Source organism: Cohnella terricola (assembly GCF_007786475.1).
GTDB classification, from domain to species: Bacteria; Bacillota; Bacilli; order Paenibacillales; family Paenibacillaceae; genus Cohnella; species Cohnella terricola.
Window position 1 is genome coordinate 201,138 of the sequence record NZ_VNJJ01000005.1, and the last position, 21,840, is coordinate 222,977.

The window sequence follows — 21,840 nt, forward strand, 5'->3', positions numbered from 1 at the left end:
GTTACAATAATCAAGATAAAGAAATAGAGGAATTCGGACTAAGCAAGGAGGAAGAAGCATGTCTTTAAGGCTCATCGCCGGGCGTTCCGGAAGCGGCAAGACGCGCTTCTGCCTGGATGAAATCAGGAGCAGGCTGAAGGAAGATCCATTGGGCGCTCCGCTGATACTGATCGTTCCCGAGCAAGCAACGTTTCAAACGGAATACGCAATGGCGACGACGCCCGGATTAGGCGGGTTCATGAGGGCGCAGGTGCTGAGTTTTCGCAGGCTCGCTTACCGAGTCATGCAGGAAACGGGCGGTTCCGCCGTCGTTCCGATTCATGATAACGGCAAAGCTATGCTTTTACATAAAGCGCTTGAAGCAAGAAGGGAACAATTGCGACTGTTTCGCGGCGGGAAGACCGAATCGGGGCTAGTCGCGCGAATCAATGAGCTGTTTACGGAGATGAAGCGGTACGGCCTAGACGGCGGCTTGCTGTCGCAACACGCAGAGACTGCTTCCGGACGGATCGGAGAGACGAAAGAAACCGCGCTTTTAGCGGACAAGCTGCACGACCTGTCTCTGATCTATTCTGATATGGAACGACAATTGGCCGGTCATTGGCTCGACGGGGAAGACATGTTGGAATGGCTGACCCGCGGGGCCGGAAATTCTTCACTGCTTTCCGGCGCGGAAATTTGGATGGACGGCTTTCACGGATTTACCCCGAGCGAGTATGCGGCTGTAGAAGCTCTCTTGAAAAAGGCGGACAGAGTCAGCGTCGCCCTGTGCGCGGATCGCTTGTACGGTGAAGGTGAAAACCCGGACGAATTGGATGCGTTCCATCCGACAGCGGAGACGTCCGCCCGGCTGAGCGATCTGGCTCGTTCCGCGGGTGTTGACATAGAGCCACCTGTCGTTCTGGCGCCAGAGACGGCGCCACGATTCCGTTCGAACCCGCTGCTCGCGTTCCTTGAACGGAATTGGGAGAATCGGAAACGTTGGGACGGCGAGACTGAATGGTTGCGGCCGGATCACCCGCAATGCGGCCTCTCTCTGCACGAAGCGGCCAATCGCAGGGCGGAAGCGGAAGCCGCCGCCCGCGACATGCTTCGCCGGGTAAGGGAAGAAGGCAACCGCTGGCGGGATATGGCGGTGTTCGTCCGCAAGATGGACGATTATGCGGATTTGCTTTCGGCCGTTTTCGGCGATTATGGCATTCCGTATTATTTGGACGGCAAAGCGGCCGTCTCCCATCACCCGTTCGTCGAGTTCGTTCGCTCGGCGCTCGAATGCGTGACGGGAGGCTGGAAGGCGGAAACCGTATTCCGCTGCGCGAAAACGGACTTGTTGGGGACGCCCGAGCGGCGCGTGTCACGGGATGAGGTCGACCGTCTGGAAAACTATGCGTTGGCGGCGGGAATCGACGGCTGGCGGTGGCATGCCGATCAAGCATGGTTTCCTTTGTACCGAGGGGACATCGAGGACGAGACGGATCAGGCGCAAGCCGAGGAAGCGATGGCTCCGTTGATCGAAGTCCGCGATGCATTGCTGAAGCCGCTGATCGCTTTGGAGCGAAGAATGAAGCAAGGGGGTTCCGTAAAGGAATTGTGCGAGAGCGTTTATTATTTTCTCGAAGAGACCGGAGCGGCCGATACGCTGGAAAGCTGGGCGAAGCAAGACGCCGCGTCCGGCAAGCCGGGACGGATGGCCGTCCATCGGCCGTTATGGGATGGCGTCGTCAACCTTCTCGATCAACTGGTCGAGCTGATGGGAGAACAGTCGCCGGATACGGCGCTGTTCGCTGGCATGATCGACTCGGGGCTGGAAGAACTGAAGCTTGGGGCGGTTCCTCCGTCCCTCGACGGGGTGTTGATCGGAAGTCCCGAGAGGACAAGGTCCGATCGCGTGAAGATCGTTTATTTGCTCGGGGCGAGCGACGGTGTGATGCCGATGCGCATTTCCGAGAACGGCTTGCTGGCCGAAGAGGAACGCGACCGTCTTGCCGCGGCCGGATTGTCGCTCGCACCGGGGGCGAGGCGCCGGTTGCTGGACGAGCAGTTTTTGGCCTATTTGACGCTGACGACCCCTTCCCATCATTTGTGGGTAAGCTATCCGGTCGCCAACGAGGAAGGACAAACACTCCTTCCTTCGGAATGGATCGCGAAGCTGAGGAAGCGATTCCCGGGCATCCCCGTGCGTTCCGCGGCTGCCGAGCCGCAGGAAACGCATTCGGAGGAAGAGCAGCTCGAATACGCGGTGCACCCCGGCAAGGCGATGACTCATCTCTTAACGCGGCTTCGCGCTTGGCGTCAAGGAGAAGCTCTGTCCCCGGGCTGGCGTTCGGTATATAACTGGCTTCTGTCGCGCGAGGAGTGGAGAGCCAGGCTAGTTTCATTGATCTCATCTCTCAATTATACGAACGAGGAACAGCCGTTATCGCCCGAAACAAGTCGGCTGCTATACGGAGACCGGCTGCTAGCCAGCGTGTCCCGCATGGAAAGATTCATCGCCTGTCCGTTCCAGCATTTTGCCGTTCACGGCTTGCGTCTGCGGGAGCGCAAATTATTCCGGGTCGATTCCCCGGATATCGGACAGTTGTTTCACGCGGCATTGCGCCAGACGACCGAGAAGCTGTTCGCCGAAGGACCTGCGGGGCTGGACGCTTCCAGATGGCAGAGCGAAGCGGCGGCCGCCGTGGACAAGCTGCTGCCGCGTGTGCAATCGCAGATTTTGCTCTCCTCGCATCGCCATCAAGTGATGGCCCGCAAACTGCGGGACATCGTCATGCAAGCTTCGTCCGTGCTCGGAGAGCAGGCCGCGCTGTCGGCATTCAAGCCGGTCGGCCTGGAACTGAGTTTCGGTCCTAACGGCTTGCTGCCCGCATTGTCGCTTCCGATCGACGGCGCGCGCTGGATGGACATCGCGGGCAAGATCGACCGCGTCGACGCGGCGGAATCTTCGTCGGGCTTGCTGCTTCGGATCATGGATTATAAATCGAGCGCGATGAAGCTCAGATTAGACGAAGTGGCACACGGGCTGTCGCTGCAAATGCTCACCTACCTGGACGTCGTCGTCTCCCATGCACCGCACTGGCTGGGACGCCCAGCGGAACCGGCGGGCGTGCTCTATTTTCACGTTCAAAACCCACTGCTGCTTACGTCGAACGGATTGTCCCAGGAAGAGGCAAGGAACGCCTTGTTCAAGGAATACCGGATGCAAGGCCTGCTTTTGTCCGACGGCGAAACGGTCAAGCTGATGGACGAATCGCTCCATCAAGCGAGCAAGTCCGCGGTCGTTCCGGTCGAATTCAAGAAAGACGGGACGTTCTCCGCACGCTCGCAGGTCGCCAGTAGAAGCGAATGGGATGTGCTTCGCGGGTCGGTACGCTCCCAGATTCGCCGGATCGGCAAGCGGATCGTGGACGGGGACGTGGCGATCGCCCCTTATCGGCTGGACAAGCGTAGTCCGTGCGCGTTCTGCGATTACAAGCCTGTTTGCCATTTCGATACTCAGGTGGAAGGCAACGTATATCAATCGCTAAGCAAAGCTGCGAATCGGGAAGAGCTCTGGCAACGGCTCGCGAAAGACGCTCAAGGGAGGGAACCGTCGTGATCAAAGCGCAGGAATGGCCGGCCAAGCCGGAAGGCAGCCGTTGGACGGACGAGCAATGGGCGGCCATCGTCGCGGACGGCTCCAATCTGCTCGTCGCCGCGGCGGCAGGTTCGGGCAAGACGGCCGTGCTCGTGGAAAGGATCATCTCTCGAATCGCTGACGAGGAGAAGCCGCTGGACGTCGATGCCATGCTCGTGGCGACGTTCACGAAAGCGGCCGCTGCGGAGATGAAGGAAAGAATCCGCCATGCGCTGGAGGAAGCGTTGGAACGGAATCCGGATTCGAAGCATCTTCGGCGCCAGATCGCTCTTCTGCCGAGAGCGTCCGTGACGACGTTGCATTCGTTCTGTTTGGAAATCGTGGAGCGGTACGCACCGCTGATCGAACTCGACCCGGGATTCCGCATGGCCAACGATACCGAAGCGGAACTGCTCCGGATGGACACGCTGGATGAGCTGTTCGAGGAACTGTACGCAAGCGAAGGAGAGAACGGGGCGTTGGCGGCGCTTGCCGACCGCTTCGGGGGTGAAAGAAGCGATGAACCGCTTCATCGCCTCGTGCTCGAACTGTTCGAATACGCGGGCAGCCATCCGTGGCCGGAGCATTGGCTAAGACGGACGGCCGGTGAATTCCGGCTGGCCCAAGCGGAAGAGCTGCTTCGCTCGTTATGGGTCAAAAGCTTGCGGGACGATGCCGAACTTCTGCTGCAAGGCACGCTTCACCTGCTTCGCGGCGCGCTCAGACTGGCCCATGAACCGGGAGGGCCGGAGCCCTACATCGAAACGCTCTTCGCTGATATCGACGGTTTGGAGAAAGCCGCCGAGGCGTTCCGCACGGGGAATTGGGCGGACTGGCAGGCAGCGGTCGAAGGAATCGCATTCGGAAGGCTGAAGGCTTGCAAAGGCGACGAGTACGATCCAGCTATGATCGAGCGTGTCAAAGGTCTTAGAGATGCGGCGAAGAAAGCGGCGGGCAAGCTCGCAGGCGAGTGGCTCGTCCGCTCTCCGGAACAGTACGCGTCGGAGCTGCGTGAGCTGGCGCCGGAGATGGAGAGGCTGGCCGAACTCGCGATCGCGTTCGGCGAGCGTTACGAGCAAGCGAAGCGGGCGAAGGGATTGCTTGACTTCGGAGATCTCGAGCATTATGCGCTGCGGATCTTGCGAGATCCTTCCTCGACGCCGGAACGAAGCGTTCCTTCCCTGGCGGCACAGGGTTTCAGCGAGCGGTTCGCGGAGATCTACCTGGACGAGTATCAGGACACGAACGAGGTTCAGGAGGCAATCGTTTCGCTGATCGCGAGAAAAGACCCGGGCAACGTCTTTATGGTTGGCGACGTGAAGCAAAGCATTTACCGTTTCCGATTGGCGGAGCCGGGATTGTTCCTGGAGAAGTACAAAACGTATGAGGCTTGGAGTCCTGAATTCGCGCAAGTTCCTGCGGACAACGACGGACTTCGCATCGATCTGGCGAGAAACTTCCGCAGCCGCAGGGAGATCGTAAACGCGGTCAATCACGTGTTCCGGCTCATCATGCGCGAACCCGTCGGAGAGATGAATTACGACGAGCGGGCCGAGCTTATCTACGGGGACGGATATCCCTCAGCCGAAGAAGAAGCTAATCCGTACGCCGTCGAGATGATTTTGCTGGATGCAGCCGGTGGTTCGGACGACAGCGCCGACGAGGCGGCAGGTGCTTCCACCGAGTCGCCGGGAACGGGAGAAAGCGAAGCCACCTCCGAAGACGGGTCGCCCGACGGTGCCGAAGATATGGAAGCGGCACAGTTGGAAGCGCGGTGTATCGCGTCCGAGATCCGCAAGCTTATGGGCACGGACAGCGAAGATCGGGTTCCTTTTGCGGTATACGACGGCAAAGCAAAGCTGCACCGTCCGGTTCAGTACCGCGATATCGTCATTTTGCTCCGCGCCGTATCCGCGCTAGCGCCGACGTTTCTCGAAGAATTGAAGTCGGCGGGAATACCCGCTTACGCGGATCTCGCGACAGGATATTTCGCCGCGACGGAAGTCGATATTATGCTATCGCTGTTGTCGATCATCGACAATCCTCAGCAGGATATTCCGCTGGCTGGCGTGCTTCGGTCTCCAATCGGGGGGCTGACGGCGGAACAGCTTGCGCGAATCCGGCTTGCGCGGCGCGGGGGAACGTTCTGGGAAGCCGTGAACGCCGCGGCCGAGAATCCGGATGATTCGGAGGACGCGGATGGTCTGCGGGAGATGCTCGGCGGGTTGCTGCGGAAACTGGAAGAATGGCGGGATTTCGCGAGAAGGGAGCCCTTGGGTGATCTGCTCTGGATGCTTTACCGCGAAACCGGGTATTACGATTTTGTCGGCGGCTTGCCGGGAGGCGGGCAGCGGCAGGCGAACCTGCGCGCCCTCGTCGACCGCGCGATCCAATACGAGCGCTCTTCCAAGTTCCGCGGACTGTTCCGTTTCCTTCGTTTCCTCGGCCGGATGCGCGATACCGGAGCGGATCTAGGTGCCGCGAGAGCGCTCGGCGAAAGCGAGAACGTCGTGCGGATCGTGTCGATCCACCGGAGCAAGGGGCTTGAATTCCCGGTCGTATTCGCTGCGGGATTAGGTCGGAATTTCAACCGGAGGGATTTGAACGGCTCGTTCCTTAAGCATAAAAAACTCGGCTTTGGACCGCGAGTTGTCGAGCCGGATACGCGGGTCGCATATCCAACGCTTCCACAGCTCGCGATTCGCCGCAGGCTTGCCGCGGAAATGTTGGCGGAGGAAATGCGAGTGCTCTATGTCGCGTTGACCCGGCCGAAAGAAAAGCTATATTTGATCGGCACGAGCAAAGACGCGTCGAAGCAATGGGAGCAATGGGCCGAAACGGCCGCGATGTCGGACGAAAGCTTGCCATCGTTCGTCGCAGCCGCCGCGAGTAAGTATTTGGATTGGCTCGGTCCAGCGGCCGTTATAGCTAGCCAACTTTCAGACGCTTCACGGAAGTGGATATGCCGAATAGAGCCGTTTTCTGTTTATACCCGTCTGTCGGGTGCGGCGCAAGAGGAGCAGCCGGACTCGGACCGCTTGTGGCAGGCGGTATTAAACGGCGAGCGCGTAGAAGCGGCAACGATTACGGCGGAGTCCGCCGCTCTGGAGGAGAAGATCGAAAAAGTTTTGTCTTGGGAGTACGGGGGTGCGACCGCAGCTAAGGTCGCGGCCAAAACGTCGATCACCGCTTTGAAAAATCGTTTGTCCCTGGACGAAGCCGCCGCGACAGTCATTCCAGACGTATCGACGGGCGAGTCGGCAGGCGAGTGGACGGAGCGTTTGACAGAGGAGGGAGCCGCCGCTGCCGCGACATTCCGGCTGCGCAGACCACGGTTCATGTCCGCTCGGGAGCTTACCCCTGCAGAAAGGGGAACGGCGTATCACCTGGTCATGCAACATCTTCCCCTTAGCGGCGAGGCGGCGGAGGAGCATATCTCGGGCTTGCTGGACGGTCTGGTCGAGAAGCGGATATTGTCCGCAGACCAGCGGAACGGCATCGAAGCGTCCGCGGTAGCGGCTTTCTGCCGCACGCCGTTGTTCGATCGGATGCGCCAAGCTGCAAGGATATGGCGCGAAGTGCCGTTTACTTACGGCTTGAACGCCGCCGAAGTATATCCGGAGGCATTGGCACCCGCCTCAGGGGAAACCGTCGTGATTCAAGGCGTGATCGATTGCCTATTCGCGGAGGAAGACGGACTCGTACTCGTTGACTATAAGACGGATGCATTGAAGGGGCAAGACGCCGCGAACGCGGCGGAGAAACATCGCTACCAGGTGGAGAAGTATGCCGAAGCCGTTCGCGGAATCGCAGGGGCTCCGGTGAAGGAAGCGTACGTCTATTTCTTCGATGGCGGTCAGACCGTTCGGCTTGTCTGATCGGAAATGGAAGGGATTGAATATCAGGAGGGAACGTTATGCCGGCGAACGCCGAAAACAAAACCACAAATAAAAGATCCTACACCCTCGCGGCATTGTTCGCGGCAATCGTCGTTCTGGCGACGTTCGTAATTATGGCTTACTCGAAATACATTCTTTCGGAACAATCGCATACGACCGATAAGGGCTTAAGATTGGCGGAGCGTTACGGTTACGCGATGACGTTCGCTGATCGTCTGCACGAAGGAGCGGAGTCGCTGCTTGTCGCGAAGACGGAAACGGAACGAATCCGGGCTGTAAAAGCGATCGCCGAAGGGAGACTAGCCGGGGGAGAAACGTTGGGCTTGTTTATCGAAGCAGCTCATCTGGATTCGGGATTGTCTCGAACGGAAGCGGCCAAGCCCATTATGGAGGCGATGAACGCCGTTGTCGGAGCGGAAAGCCCGTTGGCGACGATCGGCGAGCACGAGGGTCCCTTGACAGAGGAGGAGACGGTTTTCCTGACTAACGTCCGGGACGGCGCCGCGAAGATGCAAGAGACGCTGTTCCGCTTTCGCCCGCCATCTGGCGAAGCGGGTTACCGCCAGATGATCACGGTGGGTGAATGGAGAGCCCCGGCGCTTGAAGCTTCGAAGCAATTGGAAGAGCTCGCGGACGTACTCGCCAAATAACGAAGCTTATTCAGAATCAGCCCATTCTAACCGCCCCCATGTAGCCATTCGCCTATGCCGGCATATGATGTGAAGAAGGCAGGCACCCAAGTTACGACGGATCGTAGAGGGATCCCTGACGATTGGACGGGACGGCGGCGGATGCGGTATGATGGATGCAAACGAAACAGAGGGGTGCGTCCATTGTCGGATTGCTTATTTTGTAAAATCGTCGAAGGAACGATTCCTTCCCGCAAAGTTTACGAGGACGATTCCGTCATCGCGTTTCACGACATTCAGCCTCAAGCTCCCGTTCACCTGCTCGTCATTCCGAAGAAACATATCGCGACGATGAACGATTGCGAAGAGCAGGATCAAATGCTTCTCGGACATCTACTGCTGTCGGCCCAAAAGATCGCGAAGGAAGCCGGATTAGCGGAAGGCGGCTATCGCTTGATCAACAACTGCGGCCGCGATTCGGGACAAGTGGTTTTCCATATCCACTGGCATATTCTCGGCGGAGAGAAACTGGGTCCGCTTAACGCGAGCGAACAAGCATAATTTCCATAATCGCAAGACTTTGAGGGAAGGAAAAACTTAGTGCCGTCCGATTAAGAATTTCTCGCCGGCTCAAGTTGACACTCCCTTTCCTCATCACATATAATATAGCTTGATAACCGTGTTGGGTCTGTTGCGGAGGGAGGGAAAACAGGTGGCCGAAACAAAAGTACGAAAAAATGAAACAATCGACGCTGCACTCCGCCGCTTTAAGCGTTCCATTGCCAAAGATGGCGTTCTCGCGGAAGTGAAAAAACGTAAACATTACGAAAAGCCAAGCGTGAAGCGGAAGTTGAAATCCGAAGCTGCACGTAAACGCAAGTACTAGGAGGAATCCGCACTCATGAATCTTGCGGACCGTTTGAACGACGAGATGAAACAAGCGATGAGGGACGGCAACAAATTCCGTCTGCAGACGATTCGTTTGCTTCGCGCGTCGATCAAAAATCAAGAAATCGAGCTGCGCCGACCGCTTGACGATAACGAAACGCTTAATATATTGAGCCGTGAACTCAAGCAACGACGCGATTCCCTCCAAGACTTCGAAAGAGGCGGGCGGGAAGATCTCGTAAGCAATGTCAAAGCAGAAATTGAGATCATCTCCGAATATCTTCCGCGACAGCTTACAGAAGAAGAAATTAAAGCAATCGTTGTGCAGACCATGCAAGAAACCGGTGCTTCTTCTAAAGCCGACCTCGGGAAATTAATGGGCGCTTTGATGCCCAAGGTGAAAGGCGTTGCGGACGGCAAGCTCGTCAACGCAATCGTCCAGCAATCTCTGCAATAATTCCGACATGAACGACAGGCACTCCCGCCAGGGGGTGCTTTTTGCTTTTTGCGAAGCCCCGTGACAAAATAACGCCTTTAGGAGTGCGAGCCAATCAGTAGGCCGCAACTTCCACACCACGTTTGATTTTATCTTTTTGATGAAAATTGTAATAATGTGTAACTTTTTCTCGTTTGTGGTGACTTAATAATTGGCTTTCTGGCCAGGATTTCATCATAATGAGTGGCGGTGTATCTATAGTGTCCAAAAATAATCGTATAGTAGTTCTTATTTCAAGTTTTATATTAGGTTTACTGATTATGTTCTCGCCTAACATTATTACTGGATCATCATATGATACTACTCATGTAATGGGAGGTCTCTTGACTGCTGAATTTGTTGTAAGAACAATCGTTATCGTGATTGGATTGATCGTTATTTACGATGGTATTAAAAATTATTTTTATATTAAGTAGACAATTAATTGGATACAGCCCCCATCCAGTCTGCTAAACGAGCAACTATTGTTTTTCAAAAATCAACCTAGGGGATGACAAGCAGGGGTTTGACTTTTTGGGTTGAGACCTAGAAAATTCGTAAAGAGGATGAAACGGTTCCTTTGTCGAATCGTAATATGGGGTATGTTGGAGAAATATAAAGAAGGAGGAATGAAAATGGGTTCAACGAATAAGCGCTCGCGCTTTCCGGATTGGACAAGGCGAATCTGGCTATTCGCATGGGCGGCATTGATCGCTATTCCGCTTATCGGTTCCGCCGCCCAAGGCGCTCGCGCATCCGCATCTCCGACTGCGGGATCCGTGTACGTGATCCCCGTCCATCAAACGGTGCAGACCGGCCTGGCCTCGTTCCTGGAACGTGCCTTTAAGAACGCTGAAGAAGCGAAAGCCTCTCTGATCGTGCTCGATATAGACACGCCGGGAGGAGAGCTCAGAACGGCCGAGGATATCGCCAAGCGAATTCGGAGCTCGTCGGTTCCGACCGTTGCCTTCGTTACGGGCAAAGCCGCGTCTGCCGGGGCTTACCTGGCTTTGAACGCCGGCGGAATCGCCATGGCGCCGGGAACGACGATCGGCGCGGCCATGATCGTGGATGGCTCCGGCAATCCAATCGACAATCCCAAGCACGTATCCTTCTGGAGCGAAGAAATGCGTTCCGCCGCGGAGCTTAACGGGCGTGACGCGAATATCGCAATCGGGATGGTTGATCCACACCGCGTTGTCGAGCTTAAGGAGATCGGGGAGACGAAGGAAAATGGTCAGATTATTTCTTTAAGCGCGGAGAATGCGTTTAAGGTCGGATACGCCGACAAATTGGCCGGGACGGTCGATGAAGTGATTGCCTGGAAAGGCTTGTCCGATCGTACCGTCGTCGAATTTAATCTGTCCCTCGCCGAGAAAATATCCGCAGTGGTTACCGGGACGGGCGTCAGCATTCTGCTGCTGATCATCGGAATCGCGGGTGTCGTGATCGAGCTTATCGTGCCGGGCTTCGGCGTTCCAGGAATCGTAGGATTGGTCGCGTTTGGCTTGTATTTCTTCGGACAATCGATCGCGGGCTTTGCGGGTATGGAATCGTTGGTCGTTTTCCTGATCGGGATCGGGATGCTCGTGTTGGAAGTGTTCTTACCGAGCTTCGGCATTCTGGGCATACTCGGAATCGCGGCGCTGATTACGGGGATCACGATGGGCGCCTACGATACGGGGAACGCGCTGAGGTCACTTGGAATCGCGGTGCTCGTGGCTGCCGTCGTCGTCGTTGCATTCGCGTACATTTTCCGCAAAAAGGGCGTATGGAACCGGTTTATCTTGAAGGAGCAATTGACAGCGGACAAAGGTTATGTTCCGCAAGAGCCTCGCCAGCATTGGGTCGGACAGACCGGCTTGGCGGTGTCCATGCTCAGACCTTCGGGTGTTGCGGAGATCGGCGGCCAGCGACTGGACGTCATCACGTCCGGTGAATTCGTCGAGGCGGGCAAGGCGGTACAGGTCGTCTCCGTTGACGGTACCCGGATTCTCGTAAAGGAGATTCACTAAGCGGCAACGAATCTTAAAGACCAGTAGTCGAAAACAAAAAAACGTCGGAGGTACACTATGAACATTACAGACATTCAACTTCTCGTAATCGTGGCGCTTGTTGTCGTCGCGGGTTCGGTATTCTTGAGCTTCTTCCCTTTTATGCTGTGGATATCGGCGCTCGCGGCAGGCGTGAGAATCGGCATTATTACGCTCGTGGCCATGAGATTGCGGAGAGTCGTTCCTAGCCGGATCGTCAATCCGTTGATCAAAGCGACCAAAGCAGGTCTAGGTTTGAATATTAACCAGTTGGAAAGCCATTACTTGGCCGGGGGTAACGTCGACCGTGTCGTCAATGCATTGATCGCCGCTCAACGGGCGGACATTCCACTCGTCTTCGAACGGGCTGCGGCAATCGATCTGGCGGGACGCGACGTGCTTCAAGCGGTACAGATGAGTGTTAATCCGAAAGTTATCGAAACGCCGGTCGTATCCGCCGTAGCGAAGAACGGGATTGAAGTTAAAGTCAGAGCCCGGGTTACGGTGCGCGCCAACATCGACCGTCTGGTCGGGGGAGCCGGCGAAGAAACCGTATTAGCACGTGTTGCCGAAGGCATCGTCAGTACGAACGGCGCGTCCGAGTCGCACAAAGACGTGCTGGAGCATCCGGATTTGATTTCCAAGACGGTTTTAGGCAAAGGCTTGGACGCAGGTACCGCTTTCGAGATTCTTTCGATCGATATCGCGGACGTCGACGTCGGCAAGAACATCGGCGCTCATCTACAGACGGAGCAGGCGGAAGCCGACAAACGGATCGCCCAGGCGAAAGCGGAAGAACGCCGCGCCATGGCCGTCGCCCACGAGCAGGAGATGAAGGCGAAAGTCGTTGAGATGCAGGCGAAAGTCGTCGAAGCCGAATCGGAAGTGCCGCTTGCGATGGCAAACGCGCTTAAGTCCGGCAATCTCGGCGTTATGGATTACATGAACTTGAAAAATATCGAAGCCGACACCCGGATGAGAGGATCCATCGGCAACCAGAGCGACCCGCACGGCGGAGACGGAACGCGTAAACCGTAAGGTGTGCGAATAGACCGATCTTAAAGGGGGGACAACCATGGAAGAGCTCCTATCGTTCCTGTCGCGCAACTTTTATATCGTTTTTATCATCATCGGGCTCCTTTATTCGATGTTTTTCCGCAAATCCCCGATCGAGAAACGGCCACCCAATCGGATGCCGGATTTCGGGGGAGAGGGACAGCAGCGTCATCCGGAGAGGCCAGAACGGCCTCGGATGGGACACGCTCCCGAAGTCTCTTGGCCGGGTTCCGAAGAAGTGGAAAGTCCGGAGCCCGAACGGCCCATTGCGGTAAAAGTTCGCGTTCAGTCTAAACCGGAGCCCAAGAAGGCTGCCACGCCAGTCGCAGCGCAAAGCAGCTTGGCCGCACCGGCGACCCTAGAGCAGCCTCAGGGATCATCCGAGGCTTCGTTGAATCTTACCGCAGTCGATATGCGCCGCGCGGTCATTTGGTCAGAAATATTAGGCCCTCCGAGGGCCAAGCGCCCTTACCGGCGCTAATATCGAAGTAACGAAAAAAGCAGGCCCGCGGGGCTTGCTTTTTTCGTCAGTTCACGATTTTGCTCCAGCGACCCAGAATAGCACGATTATATCGAGCAACTTCCCCGCATAGACGCCGCTGTCCCAGAATAGCACGAATAAATCGAGCAACTTCCCCGTATCCCCTCCGTGGTCCCAGAATAGAACGAATATATCGAGCAACTCCCCCGTATCCCCGCCGCGGTCCCAGAATAGCACGAATATATCGAGCAACTCCCCCGTATCCCCGCCGCGGTCCCAGAATAGCACGAATTTATCGAGCTACTCCCCCGTATCTCTGCCGAGGTCCCAGAATAGCACGATTAAATCGAGCAACTCCTCCGTATCCCCGCCGTGGTCCTAGAGTTGCACGAATACATCGAGCAACTCCCCCGCTCGGACGGCATCGCTTCATAAAGGGAGACTCCGGTGCATATGTTTTACGGTATAGGAGGGAGGACCGCCTAATGATGCGTGTAAGTCGGAAGCTGCGCAAATGGACCGCGACGATTCTCGACCTGCCGCAGGATGTGGCGCTGGACTTGCCGCGCATTACGATGATCGGGGGCCTTCAGTTAACGGTAGAAAATCATCGCGGCATTCTTCACTTTTCTCCGGAAAGTCTTAGATTGGCTATGGACAACGGAGAAATGGAAGTTACGGGGCGCGATTTGGTCATTCGCAACATCGGCACGGAGGAAGTATTCGTCGAAGGGCAAATCATGGGCGTTCAACTGCACGTCAAAGGGAAAACGCCCGGCTGATGCGTTCCTCACGCTCGTGAAGAACGGGCTGCTGATGCGCAGGACAAGCTTTAAGCCTGGAGGGGAGCAAGGATGAGGGCAAATTGGGTCGCTTATGCGCGCGGTTACGTATGGGTCAAGCTGATCGGCAAACAATCCGAAGCGTTCGTGAACGCGGCGACGAGAGAGCGGATCGAATTATGGGATATTTCTTTCGGACGGGCTGGCGAACTGACTTTCGGGGTATCCATTCCGGACTTTTTCCGGCTTCGTCCGATCCTTCGCCAGCATGGATGCAGAACTCGCATCATTTCCCGGCATGGATTGCCGTTTCGTATGGCGCGCTTATCGCGCCGGAAAACGTTCGCCGCGGGTATGCTCGGCTTTGTGCTAATTCTATTTATTTTATCGTCGCTGATTTGGGACGTGAGAATAGAAGGGAGTTCGGCGATTCCGGAAGAAAAAATTTTACAAGCAGCAAAGGCGGAAGGCATTTACGATTACCAGTGGTCGTTTCGGCTCGGGAACGCCGCGACTTTATCGCAGCGACTGGCGCAGAGGCTGCCTGAAGCGGCTTGGGTCGGTGTGGAGAAAAAGGGGACGTCGATCAAGATTACGGTCGTCGATTCGACGAAACCCGAGCAAAAAAAGTTGGAAGGACCGAGGCATCTCGTCGCTAAGACTGACGCGGTGATCACGAAGATCGTCGCGGAGAACGGCCGCCCGAAGGTGGAACGCAACGACCGTGTGCGCAAAGGAGAAATTCTCATTTCCGGCATTCTGGGCAGCGAGACGGACCAGAAGGCGGTTGTATCGAAAGGCAAGGTGATGGGGCTTGTGTGGCACGAGTACCGAATTGCAACACCTCTCGAGACGAAAACGAAAAATTTAACAGGTGAGTCGCAAGAACGCAAATATTTGATTATCGGGAATCGCGCACTGCAAATTTCCGGCTATGGAAATTCGGCGTTCGATAGCTCAGAAATCCGCACGACCGTCCAGCGCGCGCAGTTGTGGCAAAGGCTACTGCCGTTCGGAACGATGAAAGAGCATGAGCTGGAAGTCGTCGAGATCGAGAAAATACTGACTCCCGAACAAGCCAAAGAAGCGGGCTTGTCGCAAGCGCGCGCCGAATTGTTGGCGAAATGCGGCCCGGAGTCGACTATAAAAGCGGAAAACATTTTGCATGAACAAACCGAGAATGGTAAAGTGATGTTAACCGTTCTTTTTGAAGTGGAACAATCCATTGAGGTCGAACGTCCTATATTCTAGAAGCGATGAATTAGGGGGAATGAGTTTTTTTGACGGAACTGACTCAACATACGACAATACCGTTGCGCAACGCAGCCGAGGGGATGGCCCTGTTCGGCCCGCAGGACAAGTTCCTGCGATTAATCGAGAAGGAAACCGTGTCGCTCATTCGTTCGAGAGACGCTGAAATTTATATTGAAGGTCCCTCCGAGGAAGTCCGATCCCTGCAACAGCTGTTCGAGACATTGATTCAGCTCGTGCAAAGCGGTTTGGAATTAAATGAAAGAGACGTACGTTACGCGCTCGAGCTTTCGCGCGAGATGAAGGCGGACGAACTGCTATCGCTCTTCAAAGGCGAAATCACGTTGACGTTCCGCGGCAAGCCGATCATTCCGAAGACGCTGGGGCAGCGCCATTACGTTACGACGATCCGCAAGAAAGATATCGTCTTCGGCATCGGTCCGGCCGGAACGGGCAAAACCTATTTGGCAGTCATGTGCGCCATCGGGGCGCTGAAGGAAGGGAAAGTAAAGCGCATACTACTGACAAGACCCGCAGTAGAGGCCGGGGAGAATCTCGGATTTCTGCCTGGCGATTTGCAAGAGAAGGTCGACCCCTACTTGCGTCCGTTATACGACGCTCTTAACGACGCTCTCGGCCTGGAAGGCGTGGCGAAAGCGATGGAGCGCGGACAGATCGAGGTCGCGCCGCTCGCTTACATGAGAGGGCGGACGCTGGACGATTCTTTCGTTATTCTGGACGAAGCGCAGAATACGACGCCGGAACAGATGAAGATGTTCCTGACGCGGCTCGGTTTCGGATCGCGTATGGTCATTACCGGAGACGTCACCCAGATCGACTTGCCTAAAGGCAAGAAATCCGGTTTGAACGAGGCGGAGCGCATCCTGCGCGACATCGAAGAAATCGGCATGGTCTACTTCACCGATCAGGATGTCGTGAGACACGCTCTCGTGCAGAAAATCATACAAGCCTACAACGCAGACAGCGAATAATAACCCTAAGGGAGGGGAGAGCCGGATGAGTCGGAAAAACAGCGGCCAGCCTAGCAATCCGCTTACCTTGTCTGGGGCAGCGGCAGGATGGAAGAACAGCGCGGCGATGCGCTGGTTCCTGCTCCTGCTTTTTGTGTTTTTGTTTTATTTCAGCCTTGCGCCCAGGCTCGTGCCGGAAACTTACAATATTACGTTAAACGGCAAAGCGGACAAAGATATCAAAGCGCCCCGCCAGGAACTTGACGAGAAGGCGACGCTGCAGGCGCAAGAGGAAGCGGCGGAGAAGGTCTCCGATATTTATTCCATCGTGCCCCTAAGGAACGAGGTGCTCGTAAACGAGCTATTCGCGAGAATCGAGGAACTGAACTCGGACGATCAGATTACGGAAGCCGACAGGGTCGAGATTTTCCGCAGGGTGATTCCCGAACGCGTCGACCAGTATGTCACCAACTTCGTGATGACCAACCGAGGATCGGAAGCGTATTCCACCGATCTGCTCACGGAGATGCAGCGCGTCGTGAACGCGCAGAAATACTCGATTCCGGAAGAGACGTTCTATAAAATTCCGCGCATGACGACGGAGCAACTGCAAGAAATGAGGGCGGTCGGTCGCGACGTCGTGCGCAAGCTGACCAGCGAGCCGCTGACGCAAGCCGAGACGGCCCGCACGAAAGTGGCGGAGCTCGTGAATGCAAGCTCGTTGTCTCAGAAGACGGAGCGGGAGATCGTACAGGAGCTGGCCCGTCTGGCGATTATGCCGAACAAGTTTTTCGACAAAAAAGCGACCGAAAACGCGAAGGTCGAAGCGAAGCAAAATACGCCTTCCGTGCAGATCAAGCAGGGAGACGTCGTCGTCAAAGCCGGGCAGGTCATTACGGAAAGCCTGTACGAGAAGTTGGATTCCCTGGGCCTACTGCAGCAACGGAAAAACTATATGCCGCAGCTTGGCGTTCTGCTGTTCTCGGTTCTCTTCACTTTGGCGCTATACGGCTACGGCGAATTGACGTCGGCCGCAACCGCGCAGAAAAGAACGAACGCCCATTGGGTGATGATGCTGTTGATTTTCGCCCTGAACATCGTCCTGATGCATCTAGTCGCGCTGACTTACAGCGAGGAATGGCCTTTCGTCGGTTTCGTTGCCCCGGTAGCGATGGGCAGCATGCTAGTGACACTGCTCATCGATATGCATTTGGGGCTAGTCAGCTCGTTTTTGTTCACGCTGCTCGCCAGCATAATCCTGAACGTCACGCAGGAGCATGTATTCGATTTCCGGTACGGCTTCGTTGCCGCCGTCGTGTCCTTTACGGCCGTGCTCGCGATTCATCGAGCAAGCCAGCGGTCATCGATCCTGAAGGCGGGAATTATGGTCAGCCTGTTCGGCTCTGTAGCCGTGCTCGCCCTGATGCTCGTCAATCCGGAGCCCAGCCGTATGCAGTTGATCCAATCCGTCATTTTCACGCTGTCAAGCGGTTTGCTGACGGCCGTGCTTGTCATCGGACTAATGCCTTTCTTCGAATTGACGTTCGGTATCCTGTCCGCGCTTAAGCTCGTTGAATTGTCTAATCCGAACCATCCGCTGCTGCGCAAGCTGCTGACGGAAACGCCGGGCACGTACCATCACAGCCTGATGGTCGGCAATCTGTCGGAAGCCGCGGCCGAGTCCGTCGGGGCGAACGGGCTGCTCTGCCGGGTAGGTTCGTTCTATCACGACGTCGGCAAGACGAAACGACCGCTCTATTTTATCGAGAACCAGAACGCTTCCGGCAACCCGCACGACAAGCTGGATCCGAAAGTGAGCGCATCGATCATTATCGCCCATGCGAAGGACGGCGCGGAGATGCTTAAGGCGCACAAGCTCCCTAAGCCGATCCGGGATATCGCCGAACAGCATCACGGCTCTACTTTCTTGAAATATTTTTATTACAAGGCGGTTAAGCAGGCGCAGGAACAAGGCGCGGAGGTCGACTTTACCGAAGACGATTACCGTTATTCGGGGCCGAAGGCGCAATCGAAAGAGGCGGCGATCGTCGGCATCGCGGATTGCGTGGAAGCGGCCGTACGTTCGCTGAACCATCCGAAGGTCGAACAGATCGAAGCGATGATTGCCAAGATCATCAAAGATCGGCTGGACGATCAGCAATTCAACGAATGCGACCTAACGATGAAGGAACTCGACAAAATCGCGGAAACGCTGAAGGAAGCGGTCATCGGCATGTTCCACTCGCGGATCGAATATCCGGATGATAAAGAGTTGAAAAAAATGAAGGAAGCAAAGGAGAATCAAGCATGACTTTGAGCTTGGAATGGATCGACGAGCGTGAAGGCGGAGCCGGCGAACGCGAAGAAAAATGGATGGACCTGCTCGAGAAGCTGCTTCGCGTCGCAGGGGAGAAAGAAGACGTGAAGCGCGGGATCGTAACATTGACGCTGACCGACGACGAAGGCATTCGCGAGCTGAATCGCCAGTATCGCGGGCTGGACAAGCCGACCGACGTGCTTAGCTTCTCGATGATCGAAGGCGAACAGGCGGATATTCATTACGAGGACGAATACGAATCGTCGGAAGAAGGCGCAGACGATTGGCGCGACGAAGACCAAGCGGGCGATCCGTTCTCCGATATGCTCGGCGATATCGTCATTTCCGTACCTCGAGCGGAGGCGCAAGCCGAAGAATACGGCCATAGCTTCGAGCGCGAACTGGGCTTTCTGTTCGTGCACGGTTTTCTTCATCTGCTCGGCTACGATCACGGGGACGAGGAGCAGGAGCGGGCAATGTTCGCCAAGCAAGAGGAAGTGCTGCTAGAGGCGGGTCTCACCCGGTGAGCGGCTGGCGTTCGCGCGAGATCCGTTCGTTCCGCAGCGCGTGTGCGGGAATCGCGGAAACGTTGCGAGGCGAACGCCATATGCGATTTCACTTGGTTTCCGCTTGTATCGTAGCCGTTCTGGCAATCTGGCTGAGGATTCCGCGATCGGACATATTATGGCTGCTGCTAGCTATTGCGTTCGTCTTTACGGCGGAACTGATCAATACTGCGATCGAACGGACGGTAGACCGGATTTCATCCGACATTCATCCGCTCGCGAAAGCGGCGAAAGATGCTGCGGCAGGCGCCGTTCTAGTCGCCGTGATTTTCGCGGCGGCGGTAGGCGCGATCGTGATTGGTCCGCCATTATGGAGAGTTTGTTTTCAGTAGGTTGAACAAGGGAACTTCAGGGAATAGCCCGATGCAATGGAGAAAAGGAATGGTGTTCATGGAATTCAACGGACTATCCGCAACGATCGAGCAATTGGTGGAAGAAGCGAAGCAAGCCCGTTCGCGAGCGTACGTCCCGTATTCCGGCTTTGCCGTCGGAGCGGTAGCCATAGATGCCCAAGGCCGCATGCACCACGGCTGCAACGTAGAGAACGCGGCTTACGGGCCGACGAACTGCGCGGAGCGCACCGCGTTGTTTCGCGCGATCGCGGACGGGTGCGAAGCGGGAGAATTTCAAGCCATCGCCGTTGTCGCCGAGACGGATTTGCCGGTTTCGCCTTGCGGCGTCTGCAGGCAGGTGCTCGCGGAGCTATGCGGACCGGACATGCCGGTTATTTTGGCCAATATGCAAGGAGAAACGCGCGTGACGACCGTATCGGAGCTGCTTCCGGGCGCGTTTACGTCGCGCGATTTGAACAAATGAGCGTAACACAAGGAGATTAACGCATGCAGAAAAAAGGCTTCAAATCCGGCTTCGTGGCCATCGTAGGCCGCCCGAACGTGGGCAAGTCGACGCTCATGAACCAGGTCATCGGACAGAAGATCGCGATTATGTCCGACAAGCCGCAGACGACGCGCAACAAAATACACGGCGTATATACGACGGATGACGTGCAGATCGTGTTCTTGGACACGCCGGGTATCCATAAGCCGAATTCCAAGCTGGGCAATTATATGGTCAGAGCCGCTGAGAGCGCCTTTAACGAAGTGGACGCGATTCTGTTTTTGACCGACGTGACGGAAGCAATCGGCGGAGGAGACCGCTACATCATCGAGCAGTTAAAGAAAGTCAAAGAAACGCCGGTATTTTTAGTGCTCAACAAAATCGACAAGATTCATCCGGACGAGATGCTTCCGGTCATCGATAAATTCCGCAAAACAATGGATTTTACCGAGATCGTGCCGGTATCCGCGCTTCACGGCAATAATGTCAACTCGCTGCTCGAACAAGTGTCCAAATATTTGGGCGAAGGTCCGATGTATTACCCGGCCGACCAGATTACCGATCATCCGGAACAGTTCGTCTGTGCTGAGTTGATTCGCGAGAAACTGCTGCAATTGACCAGAGAAGAAATTCCGCATTCCATCGCAGTCGAGATCGAGAGCATGAGCGTCGGGGACAACGGGCTTGTCAGCATCGGGGCCGTCATCTACGTCGAACGGGATTCCCAGAAGGGAATTATTATTGGCAAAAACGGAGGCCTGCTTAAGGAAGTTGGCAAGTTGGCCCGACTGGATATGGAACGGCTGCTAGGTTCGAAAATATTCCTTGAACTTTGGGTGAAAGTAAATAAAGATTGGCGCAACCGGGAGTCGATCCTGAAAACGCTCGGTTACCGGGAAGATTAGGTTAAGAGCAATTGCGCCATACCGGTGTACAAAATGTGTCAGGCATACAGCTTCGGTTCCCGTGACATGCTAACTCTCGAAGGTGCAATTCATTTTCGCCCGGAGAGGATGAGGCGCTGTGCGGGATTTCACGTGGCACGTGTTTACGCAAACCGGCGATATCGAAGCGTATTTGCTTTATAAGGAAATGCACAATCTCGGCGCTCCCGAGCTCGGCGCGAATGCCGGAGCCGAAGATGACGAGGGGAACGTCGCGGACGAGGAATGAGAGCCGATGCTTTATCGGGCCGAAGGATTGGTCATCCGAAGTACCGATTACGGAGAAGGAAACAAAATTATTACCCTGCTTACGCCGTCTTTCGGCAAGCAGGGCATCGTCGTTCGCGGAGCGAAAAAGCTGAAGAGCAGATACGGATCGCTTGCTCAATTGTTTACATACGGCGATTATTCTTACTATAGATCGGGTTCGCTCGGAACGCTGAACAGCGGAGAGATTATCGAATCCTTTCAAGAACTAAGAGAAGGCCTGGAAGGCCCGGCCTACGCCGCGTACGCCGCGGAGCTTACCGACCGGGCCATTAACGACGACGAAGCCGCCGCCTATTTGTTTCATCAGCTTAAAGCGTGCCAGACTGCGCTTGCGGAAGGCAAAGATCCGCAAATCGTGCTGCGGGCATACGAGATGAAGGTCGTCAGCGCCGCGGGTTACGCCCCGATGCTGGACGAATGTGTCAGCTGCGGTAAGCTAGAAGGCCCCTTCCGATTCAGCGCGGGAGGGGGAGGCGCTTTATGTCTTTCTTGCAGGCATAGGGATCCGAACGCGCTGGAGCTGTCGGAGACAGCATGGAAGATTTTGCGCGTGTTTCTCGCAATCGATCTGAGAAGGCTCGGGAACATTGCGGTCCGCGATCGCACGAAAAAGGAACTGCAGCTTGCTCTCCGGCGATGGCTGGATACTCATCTAAACCTGAATTTGAAATCCCGAAACTTTCTCGATCAATTGGAGAAATACGGGGATTTGCTAGGCGAGCGGCCGATTCGGGCTAATCCGGAACGGGGTTCCGCGACGCCAGCCGCGGCTGAATCCGCGCCGGAAACCGGAGCGGAAGATGAAACGGTTTGACAGCGCACTTCCCT

The 21,840-nt window shown here is 55.8% G+C and carries 20 protein-coding genes; 19 read left to right on the top strand and 1 reads right to left on the bottom strand.

Annotated features, from left to right (window positions below):
• Positions 1-58: 58 nt before the first annotated feature.
• The 9 genes from addB (at position 59) to FPZ45_RS10930 (ending at position 13,074) form a co-directional block, all read left to right on the top strand.
• On the top strand, positions 59-3,595 hold the full coding sequence (gene addB, locus FPZ45_RS10885) for a helicase-exonuclease AddAB subunit AddB (protein WP_144701172.1): 3,537 nt from the start codon (positions 59-61) through the stop codon (positions 3,593-3,595).
• Positions 3,592-7,491, top strand: a complete 3,900-nt coding sequence (gene addA / locus FPZ45_RS10890; RefSeq protein ID WP_246120410.1) for a helicase-exonuclease AddAB subunit AddA — start codon at positions 3,592-3,594, stop codon at positions 7,489-7,491. The genes addB and addA overlap by 4 nt, the downstream gene beginning before the upstream one ends.
• Before the next feature lie 38 nt (positions 7,492-7,529).
• The gene (locus FPZ45_RS10895; protein ID WP_144701174.1) at positions 7,530-8,162 is read left to right on the top strand and encodes a hypothetical protein; all 633 of its coding nucleotides are present in this window, start codon (positions 7,530-7,532) and stop codon (positions 8,160-8,162) included.
• Between the two features lie 183 nt (positions 8,163-8,345).
• Positions 8,346-8,702: a histidine triad nucleotide-binding protein gene (locus FPZ45_RS10900; protein ID WP_246120411.1), complete on the top strand. Its 357-nt coding sequence runs from the start codon at positions 8,346-8,348 to the stop codon at positions 8,700-8,702.
• 151 nt (positions 8,703-8,853) lie between these two features.
• Complete coding sequence (rpsU, locus tag FPZ45_RS10905) at positions 8,854-9,027, top strand: 30S ribosomal protein S21 (RefSeq protein ID WP_094041673.1); 174 nt, start codon at positions 8,854-8,856, stop codon at positions 9,025-9,027.
• A 15-nt stretch (positions 9,028-9,042) separates the two neighbouring features.
• Complete coding sequence (locus FPZ45_RS10910) at positions 9,043-9,486, top strand: GatB/YqeY domain-containing protein (RefSeq protein ID WP_144701178.1); 444 nt, start codon at positions 9,043-9,045, stop codon at positions 9,484-9,486.
• Between the two features lie 653 nt (positions 9,487-10,139).
• Positions 10,140-11,519, top strand: coding sequence for an NfeD family protein (locus FPZ45_RS10920; protein ID WP_144701182.1), 1,380 nt, complete (start codon positions 10,140-10,142; stop codon positions 11,517-11,519).
• A gap of 57 nt (positions 11,520-11,576) precedes the next feature.
• Positions 11,577-12,575: a flotillin-like protein FloA gene (gene floA, locus FPZ45_RS10925; RefSeq protein WP_144701184.1), complete on the top strand. Its 999-nt coding sequence runs from the start codon at positions 11,577-11,579 to the stop codon at positions 12,573-12,575.
• Positions 12,576-12,612: 37 nt separating this feature from the next.
• Positions 12,613-13,074 carry a hypothetical protein gene (locus tag FPZ45_RS10930; protein WP_144701186.1) on the top strand — a complete coding sequence of 154 codons (462 nt, stop codon included), beginning with the start codon at positions 12,613-12,615 and terminating at the stop codon, positions 13,072-13,074.
• A gap of 51 nt (positions 13,075-13,125) precedes the next feature.
• On the opposite strand, the gene FPZ45_RS10935 is transcribed toward FPZ45_RS10930, so the two are convergent.
• The gene (locus FPZ45_RS10935) at positions 13,126-13,362 is read right to left on the bottom strand and encodes a hypothetical protein (RefSeq protein ID WP_144701188.1); all 237 of its coding nucleotides are present in this window, start codon (positions 13,360-13,362) and stop codon (positions 13,126-13,128) included.
• Between the two features lie 197 nt (positions 13,363-13,559).
• Here FPZ45_RS10935 and yqfC point away from each other — a divergent pair, with 197 nt between their 5' ends.
• From yqfC to recO, 10 genes are all read left to right on the top strand, one after another.
• Entirely contained in the window at positions 13,560-13,856 is a 297-nt protein-coding gene (gene yqfC, locus FPZ45_RS10940) for a sporulation protein YqfC (RefSeq protein WP_144701190.1), read from the top strand.
• Positions 13,857-13,928: 72 nt separating this feature from the next.
• The gene (yqfD, locus tag FPZ45_RS10945) at positions 13,929-15,107 is read left to right on the top strand and encodes a sporulation protein YqfD (RefSeq protein ID WP_144701192.1); all 1,179 of its coding nucleotides are present in this window, start codon (positions 13,929-13,931) and stop codon (positions 15,105-15,107) included.
• Positions 15,108-15,190: 83 nt separating this feature from the next.
• Complete coding sequence (locus FPZ45_RS10950; protein ID WP_186438355.1) at positions 15,191-16,099, top strand: PhoH family protein; 909 nt, start codon at positions 15,191-15,193, stop codon at positions 16,097-16,099.
• Positions 16,100-16,124: 25 nt separating this feature from the next.
• Positions 16,125-18,389 (top strand): HD family phosphohydrolase, encoded by a 2,265-nt coding sequence (locus tag FPZ45_RS10955; protein WP_144701194.1) that lies wholly within the window; start codon positions 16,125-16,127, stop codon positions 18,387-18,389.
• Complete coding sequence (ybeY, locus tag FPZ45_RS10960) at positions 18,386-18,922, top strand: rRNA maturation RNase YbeY (RefSeq protein WP_144701196.1); 537 nt, start codon at positions 18,386-18,388, stop codon at positions 18,920-18,922. Before FPZ45_RS10955 ends, ybeY begins: the two co-directional genes overlap by 4 nt.
• Positions 18,919-19,293 (top strand): diacylglycerol kinase family protein, encoded by a 375-nt coding sequence (locus FPZ45_RS10965; RefSeq protein WP_144701198.1) that lies wholly within the window; start codon positions 18,919-18,921, stop codon positions 19,291-19,293. The genes ybeY and FPZ45_RS10965 overlap by 4 nt, the downstream gene beginning before the upstream one ends.
• Before the next feature lie 58 nt (positions 19,294-19,351).
• Positions 19,352-19,777: a cytidine deaminase gene (locus tag FPZ45_RS10970; protein WP_144701596.1), complete on the top strand. Its 426-nt coding sequence runs from the start codon at positions 19,352-19,354 to the stop codon at positions 19,775-19,777.
• A 23-nt stretch (positions 19,778-19,800) separates the two neighbouring features.
• Entirely contained in the window at positions 19,801-20,703 is a 903-nt protein-coding gene (gene era / locus FPZ45_RS10975; RefSeq protein ID WP_144701200.1) for a GTPase Era, read from the top strand.
• Positions 20,704-20,821: 118 nt separating this feature from the next.
• The gene (locus FPZ45_RS10980; protein WP_144701202.1) at positions 20,822-20,971 is read left to right on the top strand and encodes a YqzL family protein; all 150 of its coding nucleotides are present in this window, start codon (positions 20,822-20,824) and stop codon (positions 20,969-20,971) included.
• A 6-nt stretch (positions 20,972-20,977) separates the two neighbouring features.
• On the top strand, positions 20,978-21,826 hold the full coding sequence (recO, locus tag FPZ45_RS10985) for a DNA repair protein RecO (protein WP_144701204.1): 849 nt from the start codon (positions 20,978-20,980) through the stop codon (positions 21,824-21,826).
• The last annotated feature ends 14 nt before the right edge of the window (positions 21,827-21,840 follow it).

What these genes read in the sequence shown, in the direction of transcription:
- addB (WP_144701172.1), top strand. Translation starts at nt 59, where the DNA reads ATGTCTTTAAGGCTCATCGCCGGGCGTTCCGGAAGCGGCAAGACGCGC.
- FPZ45_RS10895 (WP_144701174.1), top strand. Translation starts at nt 7,530, where the DNA reads ATGCCGGCGAACGCCGAAAACAAAACCACAAATAAAAGATCCTACACC.
- FPZ45_RS10910 (WP_144701178.1), top strand. Translation starts at nt 9,043, where the DNA reads ATGAATCTTGCGGACCGTTTGAACGACGAGATGAAACAAGCGATGAGG.
- FPZ45_RS10920 (WP_144701182.1), top strand. Translation starts at nt 10,140, where the DNA reads ATGGGTTCAACGAATAAGCGCTCGCGCTTTCCGGATTGGACAAGGCGA.
- floA (WP_144701184.1), top strand. Translation starts at nt 11,577, where the DNA reads ATGAACATTACAGACATTCAACTTCTCGTAATCGTGGCGCTTGTTGTC.
- FPZ45_RS10930 (WP_144701186.1), top strand. Translation starts at nt 12,613, where the DNA reads ATGGAAGAGCTCCTATCGTTCCTGTCGCGCAACTTTTATATCGTTTTT.
- yqfC (WP_144701190.1), top strand. Translation starts at nt 13,560, where the DNA reads ATGATGCGTGTAAGTCGGAAGCTGCGCAAATGGACCGCGACGATTCTC.
- yqfD (WP_144701192.1), top strand. Translation starts at nt 13,929, where the DNA reads ATGAGGGCAAATTGGGTCGCTTATGCGCGCGGTTACGTATGGGTCAAG.
- FPZ45_RS10950 (WP_186438355.1), top strand. Translation starts at nt 15,191, where the DNA reads ATGGCCCTGTTCGGCCCGCAGGACAAGTTCCTGCGATTAATCGAGAAG.
- FPZ45_RS10955 (WP_144701194.1), top strand. Translation starts at nt 16,125, where the DNA reads ATGAGTCGGAAAAACAGCGGCCAGCCTAGCAATCCGCTTACCTTGTCT.
- ybeY (WP_144701196.1), top strand. Translation starts at nt 18,386, where the DNA reads ATGACTTTGAGCTTGGAATGGATCGACGAGCGTGAAGGCGGAGCCGGC.
- FPZ45_RS10970 (WP_144701596.1), top strand. Translation starts at nt 19,352, where the DNA reads ATGGAATTCAACGGACTATCCGCAACGATCGAGCAATTGGTGGAAGAA.
- era (WP_144701200.1), top strand. Translation starts at nt 19,801, where the DNA reads ATGCAGAAAAAAGGCTTCAAATCCGGCTTCGTGGCCATCGTAGGCCGC.
- recO (WP_144701204.1), top strand. Translation starts at nt 20,978, where the DNA reads ATGCTTTATCGGGCCGAAGGATTGGTCATCCGAAGTACCGATTACGGA.